Below are 21,931 nucleotides of genomic sequence, written 5' to 3'. Positions count from 1 at the left end.
CACCGGCTTCCAAACTCGACTCAGCAGGCTAGATGCCACCGAGGGAACCTACCACCCGCCCCGGCCCGCCCGGGCCCTCACGCCCGACGCGAGCGAGCGGCCGCACAACCACGCCACCGACTACGCTGCAACATGAACCTCCCGCACTGCCGCAAGGCTCAGCCGCCGCAAGGAACCGTGATGACCGACCAGGCCGCCCCCGCGCCCATGCACCCGCTCCGCCGCGCCCTCACGTTCTGGGGCGCGGTCATCGCGCTCCTGTGGCTCGTGCTCATCGCCGACTGGGTCACCCCCGGCTACCTCGTCTCCTACGGGATCACCCCGCGCAGCGTCGACGGCCTCACCGGCATCGCCGCCGCGCCGTTCCTCCACGGCGGCGCCGCGCACCTGGCGGCCAACACCGTCCCCCTCGCCGTCATGGGCGTCGTCGCCGCGCTGCGCGACTGGCGCGGCATGTGGATCGCGCTCATCGTCACCACCCTCGCCTCCGGGCTCGGCGTCTGGCTGTTCTCCCCGTCCCACTCGGTCACCGTGGGCGCCTCCGGCGTCGCCTTCGGGCTCCTGGGCTACCTGCTCGCGCGCGGCATCGTCATGCGCCGCATAGGCGACCTCCTCATCGGACTCGCCGTCCTCGCCGTGTACGGGACGATGGTGTGGGGGATCTTCCCGTCCCTGCCGCACATCTCCTGGCAAGGGCACCTGTTCGGGTTCCTCGGCGGCATCGGCGCGGCGTTCATGGCCCGCAACGCCGCCCGCAACGCCGCCAGCGCGGCATGAGCGAAGCCTCCGGCTTCACCTACACGCGACGCAGCGACGGCACCGTCCTCATCGTGCACCGCGGCCGCGCCGCAGCGACCCTCCGCGGGGCCCGCGCCGCGAAGTTCCTCGACGAGATCGCCGCCGGGGACGAGCAGCGCGTGATGGCCCGCTGGACCGGGTCCTACAAGTTCGGCAACGAACGCCAAGCCCGCCGCCACCCCCGCAACCAGGGCAGATAGCCCCGGCAGGGGAGGAGCGGCACCCCGCGCTCGACAAACGCACCCCCACAGCCCTATAGTGCTAACATCCTAGTGAAATAGAGAAACTTCGTGATCGACTTCCACCTCGAACCGCGCTCGGGCGTCGCCCCGTACATGCAACTCGTCCACCAGGTCCAACAAGCCCTCCGCCTGGGCATGCTCGACGTGGGGGACCAGCTGCCCACGGTCAAACAAGTGGTCGCCAAGATCGCCATCAACCCCAACACCGTCCTCAAGGCCTACCGAGAACTCGAACGCCAAGGACTCGTCGCCCCCCAACCCGGACGCGGCACCTTCGTCACCACCACCCTCGCCGACGCCACCCTCGACGCACACGCCGAACTCAAAACCGCACTCCAGCAATGGATCACCAGCGCCCGCACCGCAGGACTCGACGACGACGCCATCCAGGCCCTGTTCGACACCACCATCAGAAAGGCCCCAAAGGTGACCCCATGAGCACCCCAGTCCTCCACACCGACACACTCACCAAGCGCTACGGCAGACACACCGCACTCACCGAAGCCACCCTCGACATCCCCGCCGGACGCATCGTCGGCCTCGTCGGCCCCAACGGCGCCGGCAAATCCACCCTCCTCGCCCTCGCCGCCGGACTCATCCAACCCACCAGCGGACACATCGACGTCCTCGGCCGCACACCCGCCGCCGACAGCGCCCAACTCGCCGACGTCGGCTTCGTCGCCCAAGACACCCCCGTCTACGCCACCCTCACCGTCGCCGACCACCTCAAACTGGGGGAGCGACTCAACCCCACCTGGGACCACACCTTCGCCAGGACCCGCATCGAACAGATCGGCCTCGACCCCGCCAAACGCGCCGGACGCCTCTCCGGCGGCCAGAAAGCCCAACTCGCACTCACCATCGCCGCCGCCAAACGACCCCGACTCCTCATCTTCGACGAACCCGTCGCCGCACTCGACCCCCTCGCCAGACGCGCATTCCTCCAGAACCTCATGGCATTCGTCGCCGAACTCGACATCTCCGTGATCCTCTCCTCCCACCTCATCGGCGACGTCGAACGCGTCTGCGACCACCTCGTCGTCCTCGCCGCCTCCCGCGTCCAAGTCGCAGGCGACATCGACGACCTCACCGCCGACCACCACCGCCTCGTCGGCCCCCGCGGCAGCCTCGACACCCTCCCCGAAGGCGTCCACGTCATCAGCGCCGACCACACCGACCGACAGACCACCCTCATCGTCCACAACACCACCGGACAACCCCTCGACACCACCACCGGCACCATCGACCTCGAAGACATGGTCCTCACCTACCTCCACCGCGCCGAAGGCCTCACCGCCCCCACCCTCCAGGAGACCAGCGCATGATCTGGCTGACCTGGCGCCAAATGCGCGCCCAGACCCTGTGGACCGCCGCACTCATCGCCGCCGCCTGCACCTACCTCCTCTACCTCGCCGCAGACCTGCGCGACACCTACCAACTCACCATCACCGACTGCACGACCGCATGCGACAGCGCCAAACACGCCTTCGCCGACCAGTTCGGACCCGGCCTCCTCCTCATCGGACTCGTCCTCATCGCCGGACCCGCCCTCATCGGCGCCTTCTGGGGCGCACCCCTGATCACCCGCGAACTCGAGACCGGCACACACCGGCTCGCATGGAACCAGTCGGTCACCCGCAGGCGCTGGCTCGCGGTGAAGATCGCGCTCGTCGGGGGAGTGAGCGTCGTGTTCACCGGCGGGCTCAGCCTGCTGCTGTCGTGGGCCGCCGAACCGTTCGACGGGCTCGTCAACTCCCGGTTCGAGCCCCTGACGTTCGCCGCGCGGGACCTCGCGCCGTTCGGGTACGCGCTCCTGGCGTTCACCCTCGGACTCGTCGTCGGGATCCTCGCCCGCAAGACCCTCGTCGCAATGGCGGTGACGCTCCTGGTGTTCGCGGGGTTCCAGCTGCTCATGGCGAACGTGGTCCGGCCGCAGTTCGCCGACCCGGTCACCACCACTGTGGAGTGGACCGACGCGAACGCGATCGGGCAGATCGACTCGTTCGGCATCGGCCCCATGGGCGCGGGCATCCAGGGGTACACGATCCCCGGCGCGTGGGTCGTATCCGACTACATCCCGGTCTACAAGGGCGACGGCACCGAGGTGACCGAGGACGACCTGTACGCGTGCGACACGCAGGGCGGCACCCCTGACGACTGCATGGTCGCGCTGGACGCCTCGTTCACGGTGTCGTACCAGCCCGCCGACCGGTACTGGGACTTCCAGTGGATCGAGCTGGGCGTCGCGACCGGATTGTCGGCGGCCCTGGCCGGGTTCGCGTTCTGGCGGATCCGCGGCCTCAACTGAGCCCCCCGACCGAACCGACTATGCGAGATTCCCGCAAGTAATGAAACGGGAAGCGGGTGTCCGGGCCTAGGCCCGGACACCCGCTTTTCACGTCTGCGGTGTCAGCTGGTGATGTCGACCATCCAGTTGACGCCGAACCGGTCGACCAGGGCACCGAACTCGTCGCCCCACATCTGCTTCTCCAGCGGCATGGCGACCGTGGCGCCCTCGCCGAGCGCCTCCCAGTAGCCGCGCAGCAGCTCGGCGTCGTCGCCGGAGATGCTGATCGAGATGTTCTGGCCGGGCTTGTAGTCCATGCCGGGCGGCGTGTCCGAGGCCATGATCGTGTAGCCCGCGGCCGAGGTGAGCTGGGCGTGCATGATCTTGTCGGCCCCCGGGCCGGGCATACCGGACTCACCGAACGTGTTCAACTTCAGCTCGCCGCCGAGGACGCTGTGGTAGAACTCCATGGCCTCCCGTGCGTCCCCGTCGAACTGGACGTACGGGTTGAGGATCGAACCCATCGCGGGCTCCTTTCATGTCGAAGCGGTCTACCGCCATACTCGCAGCGGCCGCCGACGACAGGGCCCGATCGGGGAATCCGGCGCTAGTCCGCGGCGCGCTGCTTCCACTCGTGGACCAGGAGCCCGAGGACGACCTCGTCGAGGAACTCGCCGACCACCCACGAGGCGTCGCGGCGGACGCCCTCGCGGACGAAGCCGTTGCGTTCGGCCGCGCGCAGCATCGGCGTGTTGTCGGCCAGGGTCTCGACCTGCAGGCGGTGCAGTCCGTGCACGGCGAACCCGTAGTGGCACAGCGTCCCGACGACGTCGGTGGCGTAGCCCTTGCCGCGCGCGATCGGCAGCAGGCCCATGCCGATGTGCGCCGACCGGGCGTGCTTGTCGATGCCCCACAGGTTCGCGGCGCCGACCAGGGCGCCGTCGTCCAGGCTCACCACGGAGAAGTGGACGACGCCTTCCTTCTCGTCGTCCACGGTGAACGGCGTCTGCTTCGCGCCGGGGGTGTACGGCCGCCACGGCTGCCCGGTCGCACGCGCCGTGGTGAGCACGTCGGCCAGGCCTTCCATGAGCTGCGGGATGTCGTCCTCGTGCCGGGCCCTGAGCCCGACCTTCTCGCCTGTAAGCACTCACGTTTTCTACCAGACCGCACCACGCGGTGCCACACCGATTTCCGGGCATCCCCGCCACCGGGCCCCGGCGGCCGCTCCAGGGCCCGATCGCGCCAATAGGGCGACCGACCCGACGAACGACGCGTCGGTTCGCGCGAGGCCGTGTCAGGCCCGGAAATATCATTACTTGCGGGAACGGCACTTCTCGTGAGTTATGCACCGGGAAGCGACACGCTTGTTTTTCCATTATTTAAATATTAAAAACGGAAATTAATAATGGTAGGTTGTGTGCATGACGAAAACAGGTACGACTGAGACGACCGTTCCCGCGACCCGGACGCCCGCGAAGGGCGCGACGCTGTGCAAGCGGTGCGGGACGCCGATTCCGCAGCAGCCCGGGCGCGGACGCCCGCGCCTGTACTGCGCCGAGGGCGACTGCGCGTCCCAGGCGAAGCGGCAGCGGGAGCTGCGCCGGTCCACGCCGGGTCTGGAAGGCGCGCTGGCGCGGGCCGAGGAGCTGTACGAGCAGATCGAGCAGTCGATGACGTCGGCGCTCGCGCCGCTCGCTGAGGCGCTGCGGGCCGAGACGGACCCGGCGGAGGTCGAGGCCAGGCTCGCGGAGGTGCGGTCGGACGCGGCGTCGTCGGTGGCGGCGGCCAGGGCCGAGCGCGACGAGGTCGCCGCTCGGGCGGTCGTGCTGCGGGAGGAGCTGGAGGCGGCGCAGGCCGAGGCCGAGCGGGCCGCGGGTGCCGTGGAGGCCGCTGAGGCGCGGGCGAAGGAGGCGGTCGCGGCGCGTCTGGCGGCGGTGCGGGACGCCGAGGCCGCGCGTGCGGAGACGGCTGCCGCGGTCGGGGAGGCGGTCGCCGCTGCTGCGGCGCGCAAGGAGGCCGAGGCGGCGTCTGCGGCCGCCGAGCAGGCGCGGGTGTCGGCGCTGTCCGAGCGGGACGCGGCGACCGCGTCCCGTGAGGAGGCCGAGCAGGCGGCGGCAGGGGCGCGGAGCGAGGCCGAGGCGGCCAGGGCGCGGGCCGATCAGGTCGCGGCGGAGGCGGCCGAGGCGCTGCGGGCCGGTGAGGCGGCCCTGGAGCGGGCCGAGGCGAGGGCGCTGGGGTTCATCGCCGAGCGGGACGCTGAGCGGTCCCGAGTTGAGTCGCTGGTCGCCGAGGTGGCGGTGGCGCGGCGGGACGCGGAGCAGGCGGCGTCGCGGGAGGCCGAGCAGGCCGTTGAGGCCGAGCGGCTGCGTGCCGAGCTCGCCAGCGCGGTGGCTGATGTGCGTGTGGCGGTGTCGCGTGCGGAGTCGGTGGATGCTGCGGGTGTGGAGTTGCGGGGGTTGGTGGAGTCGTGGCGTGAGCGTGCGCTTGCGGCGGAGGGTCGGTTGGTGGAGCGGGAGGGTGGCAGGGGTTAGGTCTACTCCCCCGCGCGGGGTCGCGTGGTTTGTCCTGTTTGGTGGGTTGGGCCCCGGTGGCGTGTGCTGCCGGGGCCCGTTGTGTTAGAGGCCTGCGGCTTTGCGGGCGTTGGTTTCGAGGAGGTCGAAGTATTGGGTGCGGGATTGTTCTTCGACCCAGAGGTTGTCGTTGCCTTGGCGCATGCCGGCGGCGCCGTCGACGCTTTCGCGGGTGATGTCGGCGTGGCCGGCGTGGCGGTGGGTTTCGGCGATCATGTGGGTGAGGATCTGGCCGAGGGTGACTTCGGAGCGTTCGGTGGGCCACCAGGGGACGTTGCCGGTGGCGTCGAGGTCGAGTTCGCGGATGGTGGTGTCGGAGAAGTCCCAGGCGCGGCGGTAGAGGTCGGTGATGTAGTCGCGGGTTTCGTCGGGGGTGGCCCAGAGGTCGGCTTGGGGGTCTTCGTCGTCGGCGAGCCAGGGCAGGGTTTCGGGGAAGGGTCGGGCGAAGGTGTCGCCGAAGTAGCCGATCTCGGTGCTGGCGAGGTGTTTGACGAGGCCGAGGAGGTTGGTGCCGGTGGGGGTGAGGGGGCGGCGGACGTCGTACTCCCCTAGGCCTTCGAGTTTCCAGAGGACGGCGTCGCGTCCGGATTGGAGGTAGCGGCTGAGGTGGGTTTTGAGGTCGGTCATGGTGGTGAGTGTTCCATCCGGGTGTGACATCAGGGGTTGATGGGGGTGGAGTCGAAGATGTGGATCTCGCTGGGGCGGGCGCGGTAGGCGTCGAGGGCGGCGGATCCGGCGAGGTGGTGGGGGGCGTTGAGGTGGTCGTCGAGGGCGTTCATGTCGGTCCATTGCTCGAGGCAGACGAAGGCGTTGGGGTCGTCGATGGCGGTCCAGAACTCGTAGCGCAGGCACCCGGTGTCGTTGGCTCTGGTGGAGGTTTGGAGGGCGCGGAGGCCTTCGAGGTAGGCGTCGCGGTGTTCGGGGCGGGCCCAGACGTAGGCGTGGACGGTGATCATGGTGGTGACGGTAGTGGGCGGGTGGTGGTGGGGCAATGCGTTTGCGGGGTGTTGGCGAGGGTTGTTAGCGTGTCGGCGATGACTTCTCATGACGGGCCGTCTCGGTACGGCTATCTGGACTGCAACTCCCCTATCGCCGCTTGGCGTCTCGACCGGCAGGTCGAGGAGTGCGCTGCGGCGGCTCCGGGGGTGATCGTGGACATCGGGTGCGGTTGGGGCGAGCTGCTGCAGCGGGTGACCGAGCGGGTGCCGGGCGCGAAGGCGTACGGGGTCGATTCGGATGTGGAGCTGCTGGAGCGGGGGCGTGCGGGTGCTGCGGCGCGCGGTATCGCGGACCGGTTGGAGTTCGTGGAGTACCAGGGTGCGGACTGGACTGAGCCGGCGGATCTGGTGATCTCGATCGGTGCGGTGCACGCGTTCGGGACGGGCGCGGATGCGCTGCGTGAGCTGTTCAAGATCGTGAAGCCGGGTGGGCGGCTGTTGATCGGGGACGGGGTGTGGAACCGGGTGCCGACGGAGGCGGAGCTCGCGCGGATGTGGCCGGGGACGACGGTGTCGGAGATGATGCTGCTGCCGGAGTTCGTGGACGCGGCGGTCGCGACGGGGTTCCGTCCGTTGCGGGTGGAGTCGGTGGAGCAGTCGGAGTGGGACGATTTCGAGTCGCAGTTCCTGGCTGATCTGGAGGTGTGGCTGCTGGCGAATCCGGGTCATCCGGAGGCGGCGGGGGTCCGTGAGAAGGCGGACGCGCACCGGGGCTGGTGGCTGCGGGGGCATCGCGGGCTGCTGGGGTTCGCGTATCTGATGTTGGGCCGCCCGGTGGAGTAGGCGGTGTTGCGAGGGCCCCGGACCTGTGTCGGTCCGGGGCCTTCGGTGTGTCTGGTCCTCCCCCGGGTTTCAGAGGGCGGCGAGGACGGTGAGGGTGATGAAGAGGATCTGTTCGGCGGTGCGGATGCCCAGGGGTGTGGCGGGTTTGCCGGCGAGGGGGATGTGGCGGCGGGCGGCGGAGACGTTGGCGGGGAACATGGCGGCGAGGAGGAGGGTGAGGCTGATGGCGGCTGCGGGTGCGGTGGCGGGGATGAGGAGTCCGGCGGCGCCGGCGAGTTCGAGGATGCCGGTGGCGGCGACGAGGAGGGCTGGTCGCGGGAGTCGTTCGGGGATCATGCGGATCATGTCGTCGCGGAATTTGGGGACGAAGTGGACGATGCCGGTGATGGTGAACATGGCGGCGAGGCCGATGCGCAGGGAGGTCTGCCAGTCGAGGGCGTCGGCGCCGAGGAGGCCGGTGAGTCGGGCGAGGAGGGTGGCGGCGGTGAGGGTGATGATGGGGACCATGGGGCGGGCCTTTCGGGGGTGCGCAGTGCACACTTCTTGACAGTGTCAAGTTTATGATGCAGCAAGCATCTTGACACCGTCAAGTGATGTGGGTGTGTGCTCGGCCTCAGGCGCGGCGCTCGCGCCAGGCGCGCACATCGGCGTCGGTGTCGCGCAGGCCGAACCGCAGCGGCGGGCCCTCGATCGGGCCGATGAGGGCCTTCCTGATGCGCACGTTCAGCTCTTCGACGGCAGCGCGCACGGCCGCCTCCTCCCCCAGCGCGTCGAGCGTCTGGGGCAGCTGCTCGACCTCCTTGGCGAGCCTGAGCGCCGGAGGGAGCGCGTCGAGGCCGATGTTGTCGCGCGCGGCCTGCTGGCGGAGCCACCAGTCGTCGTGCAAGGGCTGCCCGATGCCCGGCAGGGGCTTCCCGGCGCCGGGGAGGTTCTTGAACTCCCCGCGCGCCTCGGCTTCCTGGATCTGGCGGTCGACGCCTCGGGCCTGCCTGTCGCTCATCGCAGCCTCCTCGCTAGGGGGCCAATGATAACGGCGCTTGCGGCCCGGGGCCGTCGGTGAGCGGTCTCGGCGAAGCTTGCGAGCCGTCAGTGGGCAACGTGGAGCACGAGCGCGACCGCGACGAACTGCGCGGCGTACGCGGCCACGGTGAAGGCGTGGAAGACCTCGTGGAAGCCGAACCACTGCACCGACGGGTTCGGGCGCTTGAGCGCGTAGATGACGCCGCCGGCGGTGTAGAGCACGCCCCCGGCGATGATCAGGACCGTCGCGGCCGTCTCGGCCCCGGCCAGGAGCTGGGGCATGACGAACAGCGCGGCCCACCCCAGCGCGATGTACAGGACCGTGTACAGCCAGCGCGGGGCGCTCAGCCACAGGATGCGGAAGGCGACTCCGGCGAGGGCGCCGGTCCAGATCGCGGCCAGGAGCGCGGTGCGGGTGGTGCCGTCGAGGGCGACGGCTGCGATCGGCGTGTAGGTCCCGGCGATGATGAGGTAGATGTTCGCGTGGTCGAGGCGTTTGAGGCGGGTGGTGGCGGCCTCGGAGAGGTTGGTGCGGTGGTAGACCGCGGAGATGCCGAAGAGGGCGGCGGAGGTGGCGACGTAGACGGCGGTGGCGAGGCGGCCGGTGAGGGTGGGGGCGGTGGCGATGAGGACGAGTCCGGCGATGATCGCGGTGGGGAATGCGGCGAGGTGGAGCAGGCCGCGCAGTCGGGGTTTGGTGTCGGTGTGGGAGATCGCCAGTGCCATGTGTCGACGGTATCCCCGTCGGTTACTTGCCGGTAGTGCCGCTGCTCCCCCGATCGGGGGTGGGGTTAAGCCCCGATTGGGCGTTGCCTGCCTGGTGGGGCCGTTAAGCTCCGGCCGTGGACGTGGTGTGGGGCGAGGATCTGCCGGTGCAGTTGCTGGTGCTGGCGGTCGCGGCGGTGGCGGCGCCGCTGCTGGTGGACCGGGTGGAGCGGTGGGTGCGGCTGCCGAGCGTGGTCGTGGAGATCGTGCTGGGGATCCTCATCGGACCGCAGATCCTGGGGCTGGTGCAGCCGAACCTGTTGTTCGAGACGGTGTCGCAGCTGGGGTTGGCGATGCTGTTCTTCCTGGCGGGGTATGAGATCGACTTCAAGGCGGTGCGGGGGCGGCCGATCGGGCTGGCGTCGCTGGGGTGGCTGGCGTCGTTCGTGCTGGCGGGGGGCGGCCTGTGGCTGGCGGGGGTGGACGCGGTCCTGATCATGGCGATCGGGTTGTGTTCGACGGCGCTGGGGACGATCCTGCCGATCGCGCGGGACTCGGGGCTGCTGGCGGGGCCGGTGGGGCCGCACTTGATGGCGGTGGGGGCGGTGGGCGAGTTCGCGCCGATCGCGCTCTTGGCGCTGTTCTTCTCGGAGGGGCACCATTCGGGGCGGACGACGTTCGTGATCCTGGTGGTGGGGTTGGCGGTCGCGGCGGCGGCGTTCGGGTCGCTGAAGCGGTCGGCGCGGGTGGGGCGGCTGCTGTCGGCGACGCTGGGGACGAGCGCGCAGCTGGCGGTCCGGTTGTCGGTGCTGGTGCTGTTGGCGGCGGTGCTGCTTGCGGCTGAGATCGGGGTGGACATCGCGTTGGGGGCGTTCGCGGCCGGGATCTGCATGCACGTGCTGCTGGCGGCGTTGGACGAGCGCGAGGAGGAGCTGGTGCGGTCCAAGCTCGACGGGATCGGGTTCGGGGCGGTGGTGCCGGTGTTCTTCGTGTACACGGGGGTGACGTTCGATCTCGACGAGCTGGTGTCCTCGCCGGTGGCGCTGGCGTTGATCCCGGTGTTCCTGGCGGCGTTCGCGCTGGTGCGCGGGGTGGTGACGTTCGCGTTCTTCGCGCGGGTGCTGCCGCGGCGGCAGCGGGGGGCGTTGGCGGCGTTCGCGGCGACGGAGCTGCCGATCGTGGTGGTGGCGGCGACGACGGCGACCGAGCGGGGCCTGGTGGACGCGTCGGTCGCGGCGGCGATGATCGGGGCGGCGATGATCTCGGTGCTGGTGTTCCCGCTGGTCGGGTTGCGGTGGGCGCGGATGGACACGCGGGCGGTCACGGCCGAGGCGATCTAGCGGGCCTCAGCGTCTGGGCGTAGAGGCGAATACGTTCGTGTGCCGATGCGCCGCAGTGCCTCGTGCGGCGATCGTGGAGTCATGTTCAAACTTCGCCGCCCCGCGTACCGGGCAGTCGTCATCGTCCATGTGGTCTCGTCCGTCGCCTGGCTGGGGTTGAGCCTGTGCCTGCTTGTGCTGGGGCTGCGGGCGACGGGGACGTCGGTCGCGGCCGAGCAGTACGCGGCGGGGACGGCGATGTCGGCGCTGGCGGGGGCGCTCGCGCTGCCGCTGGGGGCGGCGGCGCTGGTCTCGGGGGTGGTGCTGATGCTGGGCACGAAGTGGACGGTGGCGTACACGTGGGTGCTGGTGAAGCTGGTGGCGACCGCGGTGACGTTCGCGCTCACGGTGTTCTCGCTGCGGCCGGGGCTGGCGGCGACGGCGGCGACGCTGGATCCGGGGCGGCTGCAGGTCCTGGACGACCAGATCCTGGCCGCGCCGATCGTGTCCTCCTCGGTGTACTTGGGCGCGGTGGTCCTGTCGTATGTCAAACCGTGGGGACGGCGAGGCGCGCGGCGCGTGCCGGGCCCAGTGCCAGTGCCCGCTCGTAGTGGCCGATGAGGGCGTCGCCTTCGGCTTCCCAGGTGCGGGCCTTGACTTTGCGGCGGCCGCGTTCGCCCCACTGGCGCAGCACGTCGCGGCGGGCGGCGAGGGAGCGGACGGTGGCGGCCAGCGCGGCGGGGTCGCCGGGCGGGAAGTGGGTGCCGTCGACGCCGGGGTCGACGAGTTCGGCCGCTCCCCCGGCGTCGACGGCGACGACGGGGACGGCGGAGGCGTGGGCTTCCTGGATGGTCTGCCCGAACGTCTCGAATGGTCCGGTGTGGACGAACAGGTCGAGGGAGGCGTAGAGGCGGGAGAGGTCGGTGCCGTGGAGGGCGCCGAGGAAGGTCGCTTGGGGCAGGAGGCGTTCGAGGGCGCGGCGGCGGGGGCCGTCTCCGGCGATGACGAGGCGGATGCCGGGGGTGGCGGCGAGGTCGGTGAGCCAGTGGAGCTGCTTCTCGCGGGCGAGGCGGCCGACGTAGCCGACGAGGAGTTCGCCGTCGGGGGTGAGGGCGTCGTGGAGGCCGGGGTCGCGGTAGCGGGGGTGGAAGCGGTCGGTGTCGACGCCGTGCGGGAGGACGGCGAGGCCGCCGATGCCTTGGGCGGCGAGGGCTTTGGCGGTGCATTCGGACAGGGCGAGGTTGACGCGGGCGCGGGAGTGGATGGAGCGCAGGCGGTGCCAGACGAGCTGTTCGAAGGCGGTGAGGTGGTAGGCGCGGGTGTAGGCGGGCAGGTCGGTCTGCCAGACGGCGACGGTGGGCACGCCGCGGCGTTCGGCCCAGGCGGCGGCGCGGGCGGTGTAGCCGAAGGGGCTGGCGAGGTGGACGACGTCGGGGCGGTGGGTCTCGAGGGCGTCGTCGAGGGCGCGGGTGGCGAGTCCGGCGCGGAAGTGCTTGTAGGCGGGCAGTTGGATGGAGGGGACGTGGACGACGGGCCAGTCGAAGACCGGTCGCGGCCCGGGCCCGGGGGCCGGGGCGATGACGACCGGTTCGATCCCGCGGGTGGCGAGGTGGGCCGCGGCGCGGAAGACGGAGCGGGCGACGCCGTTGACCTGGGGCGGGAACGACTCGGTGACCAGTGCGACTCTCATGGTCGGAGCGTAGGAGCCCAGGTGGGCGGGTGGGGGAACCCGACATGGCCCGGGACTGAACCGCAGCCGATATTCAGCGGCGGCCAGGCGTGGGGGCGGTCGGCCGACGGTAGGAGCGCCTGGTAGGGCACGGACGAGCGCGTCGGGGAGGGCCGTCGCGGTGGGTGTGTGTGCGTGAGGGGTGCGGGCGAGTCCGGCCGGAGTGCAGGGCGGGCGCGGGGCGGAACGGGCGTCTTCGGCGCCGGGGTCTTCGTTTCCGGGCGGCTGCAGTCCGGGCGTCGTCGGGCTCGGCGGGTCCGGGTCGGGGGCGGGCGCAGGCGACTTCGGTGCGGGGTGGTGTCGTACCCGCGCGATAGGTATTGGAGGATGCAGCAACCGGTCGGCCCGCAGCCGGCCCCGCGGGCGCCGTCCGCCGAGACGGCGTCTGCCGCAACCTTGTGAAGGAGCCCCCGATGTCACTGTCGAGTGCCGACATCGCTCATCTCGAAGCGGTGCTGGCGCAAGGAAAGAAGCCGAAGGTGGTGTTCACCGACGCCGCCGGGCAGGTCGCCGGGCGCACCGGGAAGGTCGTCGCCCTCGACCCGGGCGGGGTGGACGACTTCGTCCACGTCGCGTTCGGATCCGACGAGCTGTCGTTCTCCGCCGCCGAACTGCGCCTGCCCGCGCCCGGCGAGGGCGCGCGCCGCGCGCCGCGCCAGCGGGCGGGCGAGGCCGCCGAGCCGGTCGCGCCTTCCGGACCGGGACTGCTCCCGGACGAGCCCGCGCCGAAACCGAAACCTGTTGTGAGTGAGAGGAAACCCGTGACCGCACCTGAGGCGACCCAGTCCGCCGCCGAGCCGGTGGCCGTGCCGAAGAAGAAGGTCGCCCGGCCGCGCGCCGCGGCGCCGAAGCACCCCGAGCTGTCGATCACGCTGACCTATGAGGACGGCGAATGGTCGGTCGCGGCCTCGCGCGGGGCCCGCGCGGTCGTCAAGGGCGCCAAGGTCGCGCACTCGGCGGCGCTGGCGATGTGCCAGGCGTCGGGGTCGGACGAGGTCGCCGAGGTCGTCGACGAGGTGGTCGAGAAGATCCGCTCCGAGGCCGCCGAGGAGGCCTCGCGGCTGCGCCGCCAGCTCGAGGAGGCCGAAGCGCGTCTCGCCGAGCTGAAGTAAGCCCGAGAGGCGAGCCACGGGCCCGGTGCCGCGAGGCGCCGGGCCCGGCTGTGTCCGCGGGAGACGGCGGCCCTCCCCCGCGGTCGGGTGTGTCCGGATCGGACCGCCCCCGGTTCCGATGATTCCGCAGGGGTACGACATCCGCGGCGGGCCCGCGCGAGGTTGAGTGTCTTGGAGTCCGCCGACCGGGGAGCGCGGCCCGTGTCGAGGGGGATGTCGGACCCGTATGGGATCGTCGTCCTATTTACTCGGTTGGTCGGAGGTGGATGCGGGTGGGAAGGGGCATGCCCTACGGCCGCAAGCCGCCATCGCGCGGCCTGAGCGCCGCGCAGGCCGCGCCCGGCACGCAGGCCGTCCCGACCGGGCCGGGCGGCCAAGGGGGGACAGCCCCGTCCCCGGCGTCCTGTTCGCGGTGCGGCGGCGGTCAGTCGCGGGCGTGCTTGATGTAGATCATGACCGCTTCGCGGGTGGTCTTGACGCCCAGGGACTGTCGGGCGGCGGCGATGCGGCGGTTGGCGGTGCGCAGGGACACGAACTCGGCTTCGGCGGCGGCCGCGATCGTCGAGCCCGCCGCCAGGCGCCCCAGCAGGGCCCGCTGCTCGGCGTCGAGGTCGAGGCCGTCGGCCGCTTCGGCCTTGCCCGGGGTCAGGCCGAGCGGCCCGACGCGGCGCAGGTCCGCGGCGAGGCTCAGCGCGAGCGCGCCGGTGGCGACCGCGACGATCCCCGCGCCGCGCGCGGCGGCCAGGACCGCCTGGGACGCGGTGTGGTCGTCGGCGACCTGCCCGTGGCACACCAGGTGCCGCTCGGCGAGGTCCCAGGCCGGCTCCAGGAGCGCGAACCCGCGGTGCGCCGCCCAGCCGGCGGCCGCGCAGCGGCGCACGATCGCGTCCGCGTCGCCGGACGCGCCGACCACGTGCAGCGGCACCTGCTCGGCCATCACGCCTCACCCGCCTCGGCGGCGGTCAGCAGCACCGCGGCCTCGGTGCGGGTCTTCGCGCCGAGTTTGCGCATGCCCGAACGGATGTGGGTCTCCACGGTCTCGGCGGTGATGCCGAGGATCTCGGCGATCCGCCGCGACGGGTGCCCGGAGGCGACGTGGCGCAGCACCTCGCTCTCGCGGTCGGTCAGCCCCCCGCCGCCGCGCGCCGAGCGCCGGTCGCGGCGCACGTCGTGCTTGCGCAGGCCCCGGCGGGCGCGCCCGGCCAGGACGATGAGGCCGTGCTCGTCGGCGATCCGCTCGGCCGCCTCCAGGGCCGCGACGGCGGCGGCCGCGTCCCCGGCGTGCGCGGCCAGCGCGAGCAGGCAGCGGACCTGCTCGCGGGCGGCCAGGCCGTCCCAGGTGTGGGCGGCCTGCGCGAACGGGCCGGGTGCGGCCTTGTCCCAGGCGGTGAGGGTCGAGGCGACGGGTACGGGCCAGGGGGCCGGTTCGGCGGCGATCGGCTCGGTGCCGGTGTCGTAGGCGATCCAGCGGCCGGTGATGTGGGCGAGGCCGCCGACCAGGCCCGGTTTCGCTTCGGGCGCTTCGGGTCCGGGCTGGCCGTCGAGCCAGGCGGTCTCGTGTTCGAGCCAGGCGACGAGGCCTTCGAGGGCCGCGGGGGCGTGCTGGAGCCGGGCGAGGCGGGCGCGGGCGGCGCCGAGCGCGCCGGTGTCGGCTTCGGCGAGGGCGATCGCGGCGTCGATGAGGGTGTCGGCGACGGCCGGGAGGGCGTGGTCGGCGAGGGACTGCGCGGCGGCGATGACGTTGTCCAGGCCGGTGCCGGAGAGGACGAGGCACCAGGCGGCGGCGGCGAGGAACCGGGTCTGCCAGGAGTAGGCGCCCACGGCTCCGGCGCGGTCGGCGGCTTCGTGGGCGACCGCTTCGGCCTCGACGAGCCGGGCGGCGTCGGCGAGGGCGATCACCCGCGACCACGCGCACCAGTACGCGGTGGTCGCGTCGCCGGCGTCGCGGGCGAGCGCTTCGGCGAACGCGAGCGCGTCGGGGTCGTCGCCGGCGAGCGCGGCGGCGAGTCCGGCGTGGGCGAGGTCGGGGTAGGCCTCGCGCAGCGACGCCGCCAGTTCGTCCTTTTCAGACGGTGCGGCGCAGAGGAGGCGCAGCTGGTCGGTTTCGGGGCCGTCGGGGGCGTCGACGAGGGCGGCGCGGGCCCGTCCGGTCTCGCCGAGCGCCAGCAGCGCCCAGGCGCGGGCGAGGGCGGTCTCGGGCTCGTCGGGGGCGCGGTCGAGCACCGCCAGGGCCGCCCGGGTGCGTCCGGCCGCGAGGGCGGCGCGGGCGGCGGGGGCGGCGTGCGCGGGGTCGAGTTCGGCCGCGAGCAGGAGCGCTTCGGCGCGGGCCTGGGGCCCGGCCGAGTCGGCGGCGTCGAGCGCCGTGGCGAGGGCGCGGGCTGAGAGCCCGGCGGCGTGGGCGTGGCGGGCCGACTCGACGCCGGTGGTGGCGTCGGCGAGGTGCTCGTGCATGGACGTGCGGGCGCCCGAGTCGAGGATGCCCGCGGCGACCTCGGCCATCCAGGGGCTGGCCGGGCGCAGGTGCGCGCCGTCGGGGACGGCGAGGCCGGCGTCGAGGAGGACGGCGGCGCCCTCGCCGAGGAGGCTGGGGTGGGCCGGGCGGCCCAGGAGGCCGAGCGCGGCCAGCGCGGTGCGTCCGGCGCGGGGCAGGTCGGCGATGGCCGCGGCCGCCGCGGCGGCGGGGTCGCCGGGGGTCTCCAGGTCGAGGTCGTCGCCGCCGTCGACGTGGACGGCGTGGCGGGCGAGCGCGGTGAGCGCCAAGGGGTTCCCGCCGGAGCGGACGGTGAGCGCGGCGGCGCGGGCCGGGGGCAGCGCGGGCGCGGCCTCGGCGACGAGCCGGGCCGCTTCGGCGTCGGTCAGGTCCGGGACGGGGACGACGGTGGCGTTCGCCAGGAGGCGCTCCAGGGCGGCCTCGCCCAGGCGGTTGGGGGTGCGCAGCGCGGCGGCCACGGGCAGGCGCTCGGCGAGCACGGGCAGGACGGCGAGGGTCGCCGCGTCGCACCACTGGAGGTCGTCGATGACGAGCAGGCCCCCGCGGGTGCGGGAGTAGACGGCCTCGGCCAGCAGCGGCAGGTCGTCGGTGGGCATGCGGGCGCGCGTGGCGCGCTCCAACGCGAGCGCCGGGGCGCCCGAGAGCATCGCGAGGCCGCCGCCGGAGTGGACGGGGCGCTTGGACGCCTGCGCGAGCCGCTCCAGCAGGCGCGTGCGCCCGCACCCGGGCGGGCCGGTGACGACGACCAGGCCCGGGCCGGCCAGCGCCGCGGCCATGGCGCGGAGCGCGTCGTCGCGGTCGCCGAGGCCGGGGTCGGCGGGCACGGGGTCGACGCGGGGGCGGGCCAGACCGGGGGTGGGCGGCGGGGCGGCCAAAATGGGGGCTCCTAACGCTGTGGCACGAATGGGGGAGGCGGCCGGGCGGCTGCGGTTTGTATCGTCGTCCTTGTCGACGGAACGCCGACGCCTCTCATGATATTGCGGAACCTTCGATGCCGCAGACCGGCGTCGGCGGCCGGGTGCCGAGGGAACGATGGAGAGGGCGGACGCGGGAGCATGGTGGCAGGGCAACTCACCACGAGTGTGGCGGGCATGTGCGAAGAGCTGGCCGGCAAGGTCAGCGGCGCGTCTCGCCCCGTGGTCGAGGAGGTGGCCGCCAGGCTCGGGCAGCCCCTGCGCGTCGCGGTCGCGGGCCGTCTCAAGGCCGGGAAGTCGACGCTGGTGAACGCGTTGATCGGGCGGCGCGTGGCGCCGACGGCGGCCGGTGAGTGCACACGCGTGGTGACCCAGTTCCGGTACGGCCCGGCCGACAGGGTCGACGTGGTCGCCCGCAACGGCTCCAAGCACGCGGTCCCGTTGGACGCCAACGGGATGATCCCGACGACGCTGCCGATCCCGGCCGACGAGGCCGCGATGATCGACGTGCAGCTGTCCTCGGACCGGTTGCGGGACTTGACCGTGGTGGACACGCCGGGTCTGCAGTCGGTCAACACCGACATCTCCGACGCGGCGCGGGAGATGCTGTTCGCCGCGCCGATCGCCGACGACGTCGACGACGACTCCCGGGCGGCCGTGGAGTCCGCCGAGGCGATCATCTACGTGTTCACCCAGCAGGTCCGCGCCGACGACGTCGAGGCGCTCGAGGCGTTCGCGAAGGCCTCGCAGCAGCTGTCGTCGTCGCCGATGAACGCGCTGGGGCTGTACAACAAGGCCGACAAGCTCGCGCCGGGCCCGGGCCAGGACCCGTGGCCGGTCGCGGGGCCGATCGCCGGGGACCAGGCCGCGGTGCTGCGCCGCAGCGTCTGCGACGTCGTGCCCGTGGTCGGGCTGCTGGCCGAGACCGCCGAGGCGGGGCTCCTGACGGCGGCCGACTGCGAGGCGCTGCGGACCCTCGCGGGCCTGGACGAGGCCAAGCGGACGCTCATGCTCGCCTCCGCGGGCCTGTTCCTGTCCACTGAGGGGCCTGTCGACCAGCACCAGCGCCAGCGCCTGCTGGAGCGCCTGGACCTGTACGGGATCCACTTCGCGATCGCGCACCTGGGCGCGAACCCGCACCTGGCGACCGGCGAGCTCGTCCGGCTCCTGTTCGCCGCCTCGGGGTTCCCGCGGCTGCGCACCACGCTCCACCAGATCTTCGGCGTCCGCGCCGACGTCATCAAGGCCGGGTGGGCGCTCGGGCGCCTGGACGCCGCGGCCGCCTCCGGGCCCGCGGCCGACCGCGACCTCCTGCGGGGCGCGGTCGAGTCGATCGTCGCCCGCCCCGAATACCACCGCCTGCCGCTGCTGGAGGCCGCCGCGCAGGTCACCACCGGGCAGGTCGCCCTGCCCGAGGCCATGGAGGCCGAGGTCGCGCGCCTGGCCCTGACCGACGACGCCGGCGTCGTCCTCGGCCTGCCCGGCGAGGCCCGCCCGCAGCTGCGCCGCGCCGCCATCGAAGCCGCCGCCCGCTGGCGGGCGTTCGCCAACGGCGGCGCCACGCCTGCCCAGGCGCGGGTGGCGAACGTGGTGCATCGTGGTTTCCATCTACTCGCCCAGCGGCTCGGATGAGCCCCCGAACGCCCCGCACCGGCCCTGCACGACCTAAGGAGAGCATTGTGACGAACCGACTCGGCGGACCGCTGGTGGGAGCCCTCGTGGGCTTCGCCGCCGCCGCCCTGGGCGCGGTGTTCCTCACCGGCGGATTCGACCCGGTGACGCTGGCCGTCGCGGCCGGATCGGTCCTCGTCACCGCCGTCGTGGCCGTCCTGGCCGTACGGTCCATCGCGCCCGCGCCGAAGCCCGCCCCGCCGGTCTCCGGCGTCCCCTTCACCCCCGCCCCCTCCGGGCCGATCCCGGTCAACCAGCTGCAGGCCCCGGCCCAGGCCGCGCAGGCCATGGCCGACCGCACCGCGCTGGTCGACGCGTGCATCTGGATGCGCGACCGCGCCACCTCCCCCGCGCTGGCCCAGCACCTCGACGGCGTCTTCGGCCGCGTCGGCGTGGCCCAGGTGGACGCGACCGGGCAGCGCTTCGACCCGGCCGTGCACGAGGCCGGGTCCACGATCGCCGCCGGGTCCCCCGCCGAGGACGGCATCATCGCCCGCACCGAGCAGATCGGCTACACCGACCGGGGCCGCATCGTGCGCCACCCGATCGTCACCGTCTACCGCGGCCAGGTGCGGGCATGACCGATACCGCCACCCCGCCGCCGGCCGCCAAGCCCGCCCCCGCGAAGAAGGCCGCCGCCCCCGCCAAGCCGAACCCGGCCCAGCAGATCCACAAGCTGTGCGCCCGCGCCGCCAAGGCGGGCAACGCTTCCTTGCGGACCGTGGACGCCAAGGCCGCCGCCGAAGTCGACGAGGTCTCGCGCTGGCAGCCCGAGAAGCCCGTCGCGGTCGTCGTCGGCGAGACCAAGCGCGGCAAGTCGTCCCTGGTGAACGCCCTCCTCGGCATGCCCGGTCTGTCCCCTGTGGACGCCCAGGTGGCGACGACGGCGTACCTGGAGTTCGCCTGGGCCGAGCAGGCGTCGGTGCGCGCCTGGCAGCCCGGCGCGGCCGACCCGATGCTGCTGGGCGTGGGCGACCTGCGCAACTGGGCGACCCGCCTGGGCACCATGCCTCCCGGGATGGTGCCGCCGCGGCGGATGCTCGTCGGCCACCCGTCGGCGCTGCTCAAGCACATGTCCGTCGTGGACACGCCCGGCACCGGCGGCCTCGACCCCGACCACGCGCAGATCGCGCTCGAAGCGGTCGCGCGCGCCACGTGCCTGATCATGGTCACCGACGCCTCCAGCCCGATGGCCAAGACCGAGCTGGACTTCCTGACCGAGGCGTCCAAGCGCGTCAACTTCGTGGTGTTCGCTTTGACCAAGACCGACACCTACCCCGGGTGGCGCACGGTCATGGAGGAGAACCGGTCGCTCATCGAAGCGCACGCGCCCCGGTTCCGCAACGCCCCGCACTACCCGGTGTCGGCGATGCTCGCCGAGCACGCGCTGAACTCGCAGGGCCCGACCCGCCAGGCCCTCGCGAAGGAGTCCGGGATCGGGAAGATGCAGCGGGCCCTGGTCAAGGTCGCCACCGCCGGAAAGGCCCTCGTGGCCGCGAACGTCGTGCGCGCGGTGCGCACCGAGTTCCAGCGCCTGGCCGTCTCCGCCCAGGAGGACATGAAGGCCTACGACCCCGACCCCGAGGCGGCCAACCGCCTCAAGGAGGAGAAGAAGAACGCGCTCGCCTCAAGGCGGACCGAGACGAAGAAGGCGAACCTCGCCCTCAGGGTCGAGACGCAGCGCGCCAAGATCGAGGTCCAGGGCCGCCTGCGCACGCACCTGCAAGAGCTCGAGGAGGCCCTGCTCGACGAAGTCGAGAAGGCCAACAAGGCCGCGCTCGAGTCGCTGCCGAACCGGGTCGACATCGCCCTGCAGGGCATCGCGGCCCGCCTGTCGGGCGAGCTGCACCAGCGGTTCGTGCTCCTGGCCGAACGCGTGCTGCGGCAGGTGTTCAACGACGACGAGCTGCGCCAGGCCACCAACTCGATCTCCGCGGGCCTGCGCACGGCCGCCTCCGGGCGGGCCCGGCGCGACGCCTCCTCCGACGGGGCGCTGCTCATGGCGTCCTCCGCGGGTGTGGCGATGATGGCCGGACGCGCGGTCACCATGGGCGCCGGCGCGGTCGGCCTCGGCGCGCTCACCGGCATCGGCGCGGTCGCCCTGTCGGCCTCCGGCATCGGCGTCGGCCTCGCCGCCGCCGCGTTCCTGCTGTACCGCCGCAAGATCCAGGGCAACCGCCAGGCCGCGAAGCAGTGGATCCAGCGGGTCGTCGCCGAAGCGCGCGCGAACCTCAACGAGGAGATCAGCTTCCGGTTCACCGAGGTCGAGTTCGTCTTCAACTCCACCCTGGACGACGCCCTGGAGCGGCGCGCCGCCGAGTTCGACGCGCGGATCTCGGCCGCCGAGAACGCCCAGAAGGCCGACCAGGCCGCCCGGGCGAAGAAGCAGGCGGCGCTCAAGCAGCGCCGCGACTCCATGGCCGCCAAGGTCAAACAGCTCGACGAGGTGCTGGCCAAGGCCCGCACCCTCGTCCCCGGCGAGGAGGATGCGTGATGGATGAGTTCGACGCCTTCGAACCCGAAGGCAACGCGGACTTCGACGCCGCCGGCGACTTCGGCGACGACGCGGACGCCCCCGCATTGGACGAGTTCGACGACGACGCGGTTCCCGGCGAGGACGAGGACCTCGACGCCTTCGCGTTCGACGACGGCGCCGAGTTCGACGGCGAGGAGCCCCTCGACGAGGACTTCGCCGTCGACGCCGAATTCGACGAAGAGACGGCTGAGGACGAGGCCGCGGGCGACGAGACGGCGTACGCCGCGACGTACGAGGACATGCTCGTCGACGAGGCCGACAACCCGCCGGGCTTCCCGCCCGAACTGGACCTGGACCTCCCCGAGCCGGTCGACGGCTACCCGTGGGTCGACATGGACGTGCTCGGCTCGGCCGAGGCCGAACCGTGGGTCAACACCGGCAGCACCGTCGACGCCTCCGAGTACGCCATCGCCGACGTCGACGACCCGGCCGCCTCCGCGCTCGCCCGGTTCTGGCAGGGCTAGCGCCGCCCCGAGAAGGCATTCGCACTGTCCGATGTCGCCACCGGCGGCACCGGGCGGCCACGCGACCCGAAAGGGAACCCCGGCCCCGAACACGAGACCCCGCGGCCGATCCGGTTGACCCCGAACGGCTTTCAGGCCCGGACGACGTGCAGGAGGCCGCCCCCGAACGGCCATCGAAGCTCCACAGTGGCGTCCGCGTGGCCGGGCCGGACGCCGAATGCGACGCATCCGTACGAAAATGTCGGCCCTGACGACACCCGAAGCGGCAAAGCGGCGGTAGATTGGCTCCATT

At 72.6% G+C, this 21,931-nt stretch carries 24 protein-coding genes; 14 read left to right on the top strand and 10 right to left on the bottom strand.

Translation table 11 applies throughout. The features are described from left to right. Nucleotides 1-180 precede the first annotated feature (180 nt). The 5 genes from ACGGCP_RS20130 (at nt 181) to ACGGCP_RS20110 (ending at nt 3,348) form a co-directional block, all read left to right on the top strand. On the top strand, nt 181-777 hold the full coding sequence (locus ACGGCP_RS20130; protein WP_392968259.1) for a rhomboid family intramembrane serine protease: 597 nt from the start codon (nt 181-183) through the stop codon (nt 775-777). Continuing rightward, the gene (locus ACGGCP_RS20125; RefSeq protein ID WP_392968257.1) at nt 774-998 is read left to right on the top strand and encodes a hypothetical protein; all 225 of its coding nucleotides are present in this window, start codon (nt 774-776) and stop codon (nt 996-998) included. Before ACGGCP_RS20130 ends, ACGGCP_RS20125 begins: the two co-directional genes overlap by 4 nt. Before the next feature lie 90 nt (nt 999-1,088). Further along, nucleotides 1,089-1,478, top strand: coding sequence for a GntR family transcriptional regulator (locus ACGGCP_RS20120; protein ID WP_392968255.1), 390 nt, complete (start codon nt 1,089-1,091; stop codon nt 1,476-1,478). Beyond that, complete coding sequence (locus ACGGCP_RS20115) at nt 1,475-2,365, top strand: ABC transporter ATP-binding protein (RefSeq protein WP_392968253.1); 891 nt, start codon at nt 1,475-1,477, stop codon at nt 2,363-2,365. Before ACGGCP_RS20120 ends, ACGGCP_RS20115 begins: the two co-directional genes overlap by 4 nt. Beyond that, on the top strand, nt 2,362-3,348 hold the full coding sequence (locus ACGGCP_RS20110) for an ABC transporter permease subunit (RefSeq protein ID WP_392968251.1): 987 nt from the start codon (nt 2,362-2,364) through the stop codon (nt 3,346-3,348). The genes ACGGCP_RS20115 and ACGGCP_RS20110 overlap by 4 nt, the downstream gene beginning before the upstream one ends. Nucleotides 3,349-3,449: 101 nt before the next feature. Here the strand turns inward: ACGGCP_RS20110 and ACGGCP_RS20105 are convergent, their stop codons facing one another. Beyond that, entirely contained in the window at nt 3,450-3,851 is a 402-nt protein-coding gene (locus ACGGCP_RS20105) for a VOC family protein (RefSeq protein WP_392968249.1), read from the bottom strand. A gap of 83 nt (nt 3,852-3,934) precedes the next feature. Continuing rightward, on the bottom strand, nt 3,935-4,474 hold the full coding sequence (locus ACGGCP_RS20100) for a GNAT family N-acetyltransferase (protein WP_392968247.1): 540 nt from the start codon (nt 4,472-4,474) through the stop codon (nt 3,935-3,937). A 274-nt stretch (nt 4,475-4,748) separates the two neighbouring features. Between ACGGCP_RS20100 and ACGGCP_RS20095 the strand changes: the two genes are divergently transcribed. After that, entirely contained in the window at nt 4,749-5,858 is a 1,110-nt protein-coding gene (locus tag ACGGCP_RS20095; RefSeq protein ID WP_392968245.1) for a hypothetical protein, read from the top strand. A gap of 84 nt (nt 5,859-5,942) precedes the next feature. Here the strand turns inward: ACGGCP_RS20095 and ACGGCP_RS20090 are convergent, their stop codons facing one another. Continuing rightward, a complete protein-coding gene (locus tag ACGGCP_RS20090) occupies nt 5,943-6,524 on the bottom strand; it encodes a DinB family protein (protein WP_392968243.1) in 582 nt (193 codons plus the stop codon). Between the two features lie 29 nt (nt 6,525-6,553). Continuing rightward, nucleotides 6,554-6,853, bottom strand: coding sequence for a putative quinol monooxygenase (locus ACGGCP_RS20085; protein WP_392968241.1), 300 nt, complete (start codon nt 6,851-6,853; stop codon nt 6,554-6,556). Nucleotides 6,854-6,931: 78 nt separating this feature from the next. On the opposite strand from ACGGCP_RS20085, the gene ACGGCP_RS20080 reads away from it, so the two are divergent. Further along, a complete protein-coding gene (locus ACGGCP_RS20080; RefSeq protein WP_392968239.1) occupies nt 6,932-7,678 on the top strand; it encodes an SAM-dependent methyltransferase in 747 nt (248 codons plus the stop codon). A gap of 69 nt (nt 7,679-7,747) precedes the next feature. Here the strand turns inward: ACGGCP_RS20080 and ACGGCP_RS20075 are convergent, their stop codons facing one another. From ACGGCP_RS20075 to ACGGCP_RS20065, 3 genes are all read right to left on the bottom strand, one after another. Beyond that, complete coding sequence (locus ACGGCP_RS20075; protein ID WP_392968237.1) at nt 7,748-8,185, bottom strand: DoxX family protein; 438 nt, start codon at nt 8,183-8,185, stop codon at nt 7,748-7,750. 106 nt (nt 8,186-8,291) lie between these two features. Continuing rightward, nucleotides 8,292-8,678 (bottom strand): DUF1992 domain-containing protein, encoded by a 387-nt coding sequence (locus ACGGCP_RS20070; protein ID WP_392968235.1) that lies wholly within the window; start codon nt 8,676-8,678, stop codon nt 8,292-8,294. A gap of 86 nt (nt 8,679-8,764) precedes the next feature. Then, complete coding sequence (locus tag ACGGCP_RS20065; RefSeq protein WP_392968233.1) at nt 8,765-9,424, bottom strand: hemolysin III family protein; 660 nt, start codon at nt 9,422-9,424, stop codon at nt 8,765-8,767. A gap of 116 nt (nt 9,425-9,540) precedes the next feature. On the opposite strand from ACGGCP_RS20065, the gene ACGGCP_RS20060 reads away from it, so the two are divergent. Both ACGGCP_RS20060 and ACGGCP_RS20055 read left to right on the top strand, forming a co-directional pair. Further along, nucleotides 9,541-10,743 carry a cation:proton antiporter gene (locus ACGGCP_RS20060; protein WP_392968231.1) on the top strand — a complete coding sequence of 401 codons (1,203 nt, stop codon included), beginning with the start codon at nt 9,541-9,543 and terminating at the stop codon, nt 10,741-10,743. Between the two features lie 81 nt (nt 10,744-10,824). After that, a complete protein-coding gene (locus tag ACGGCP_RS20055) occupies nt 10,825-11,343 on the top strand; it encodes a DUF2269 domain-containing protein (protein WP_392968229.1) in 519 nt (172 codons plus the stop codon). On the opposite strand, the gene ACGGCP_RS20050 is transcribed toward ACGGCP_RS20055, so the two are convergent. Further along, nucleotides 11,270-12,412, bottom strand: coding sequence for a glycosyltransferase family 4 protein (locus tag ACGGCP_RS20050; RefSeq protein ID WP_392968228.1), 1,143 nt, complete (start codon nt 12,410-12,412; stop codon nt 11,270-11,272). The genes ACGGCP_RS20055 and ACGGCP_RS20050 overlap by 74 nt on opposite strands. 452 nt (nt 12,413-12,864) lie before the next feature. Here ACGGCP_RS20050 and ACGGCP_RS20045 point away from each other — a divergent pair, with 452 nt between their 5' ends. Beyond that, entirely contained in the window at nt 12,865-13,563 is a 699-nt protein-coding gene (locus ACGGCP_RS20045) for a hypothetical protein (RefSeq protein ID WP_392968226.1), read from the top strand. 424 nt (nt 13,564-13,987) lie between these two features. Here the strand turns inward: ACGGCP_RS20045 and ACGGCP_RS20040 are convergent, their stop codons facing one another. Together ACGGCP_RS20040 and ACGGCP_RS20035 are read right to left on the bottom strand one after the other, a co-directional pair. Beyond that, the gene (locus ACGGCP_RS20040) at nt 13,988-14,500 is read right to left on the bottom strand and encodes a LuxR family transcriptional regulator (RefSeq protein WP_392968224.1); all 513 of its coding nucleotides are present in this window, start codon (nt 14,498-14,500) and stop codon (nt 13,988-13,990) included. Continuing rightward, nucleotides 14,500-16,929: a LuxR C-terminal-related transcriptional regulator gene (locus tag ACGGCP_RS20035; RefSeq protein ID WP_392968222.1), complete on the bottom strand. Its 2,430-nt coding sequence runs from the start codon at nt 16,927-16,929 to the stop codon at nt 14,500-14,502. The genes ACGGCP_RS20040 and ACGGCP_RS20035 overlap by 1 nt, the downstream gene beginning before the upstream one ends. A 180-nt stretch (nt 16,930-17,109) precedes the next feature. On the opposite strand from ACGGCP_RS20035, the gene ACGGCP_RS20030 reads away from it, so the two are divergent. From ACGGCP_RS20030 to ACGGCP_RS20015, 4 genes are read left to right on the top strand one after another with little or no spacing between them, the layout of a single operon-like run. Then, nucleotides 17,110-18,600 carry a dynamin family protein gene (locus ACGGCP_RS20030; protein WP_392968220.1) on the top strand — a complete coding sequence of 497 codons (1,491 nt, stop codon included), beginning with the start codon at nt 17,110-17,112 and terminating at the stop codon, nt 18,598-18,600. Between the two features lie 47 nt (nt 18,601-18,647). Beyond that, nucleotides 18,648-19,220 (top strand): nucleotide exchange factor GrpE, encoded by a 573-nt coding sequence (locus ACGGCP_RS20025; RefSeq protein WP_392968218.1) that lies wholly within the window; start codon nt 18,648-18,650, stop codon nt 19,218-19,220. Next, the gene (locus tag ACGGCP_RS20020; protein WP_392968216.1) at nt 19,217-21,133 is read left to right on the top strand and encodes a dynamin family protein; all 1,917 of its coding nucleotides are present in this window, start codon (nt 19,217-19,219) and stop codon (nt 21,131-21,133) included. Before ACGGCP_RS20025 ends, ACGGCP_RS20020 begins: the two co-directional genes overlap by 4 nt. Next, nucleotides 21,133-21,639 carry a hypothetical protein gene (locus ACGGCP_RS20015; protein WP_392968214.1) on the top strand — a complete coding sequence of 169 codons (507 nt, stop codon included), beginning with the start codon at nt 21,133-21,135 and terminating at the stop codon, nt 21,637-21,639. The genes ACGGCP_RS20020 and ACGGCP_RS20015 overlap by 1 nt, the downstream gene beginning before the upstream one ends. The last annotated feature ends 292 nt before the right edge of the window (nt 21,640-21,931 follow it).

The organism is Glycomyces sp. NPDC048151, assembly GCF_043202775.1.
Classification (GTDB): Bacteria; Actinomycetota; Actinomycetes; order Mycobacteriales; family Micromonosporaceae; genus Glycomyces.
This window is presented reverse-complemented; position numbering and strand designations above follow the sequence as displayed.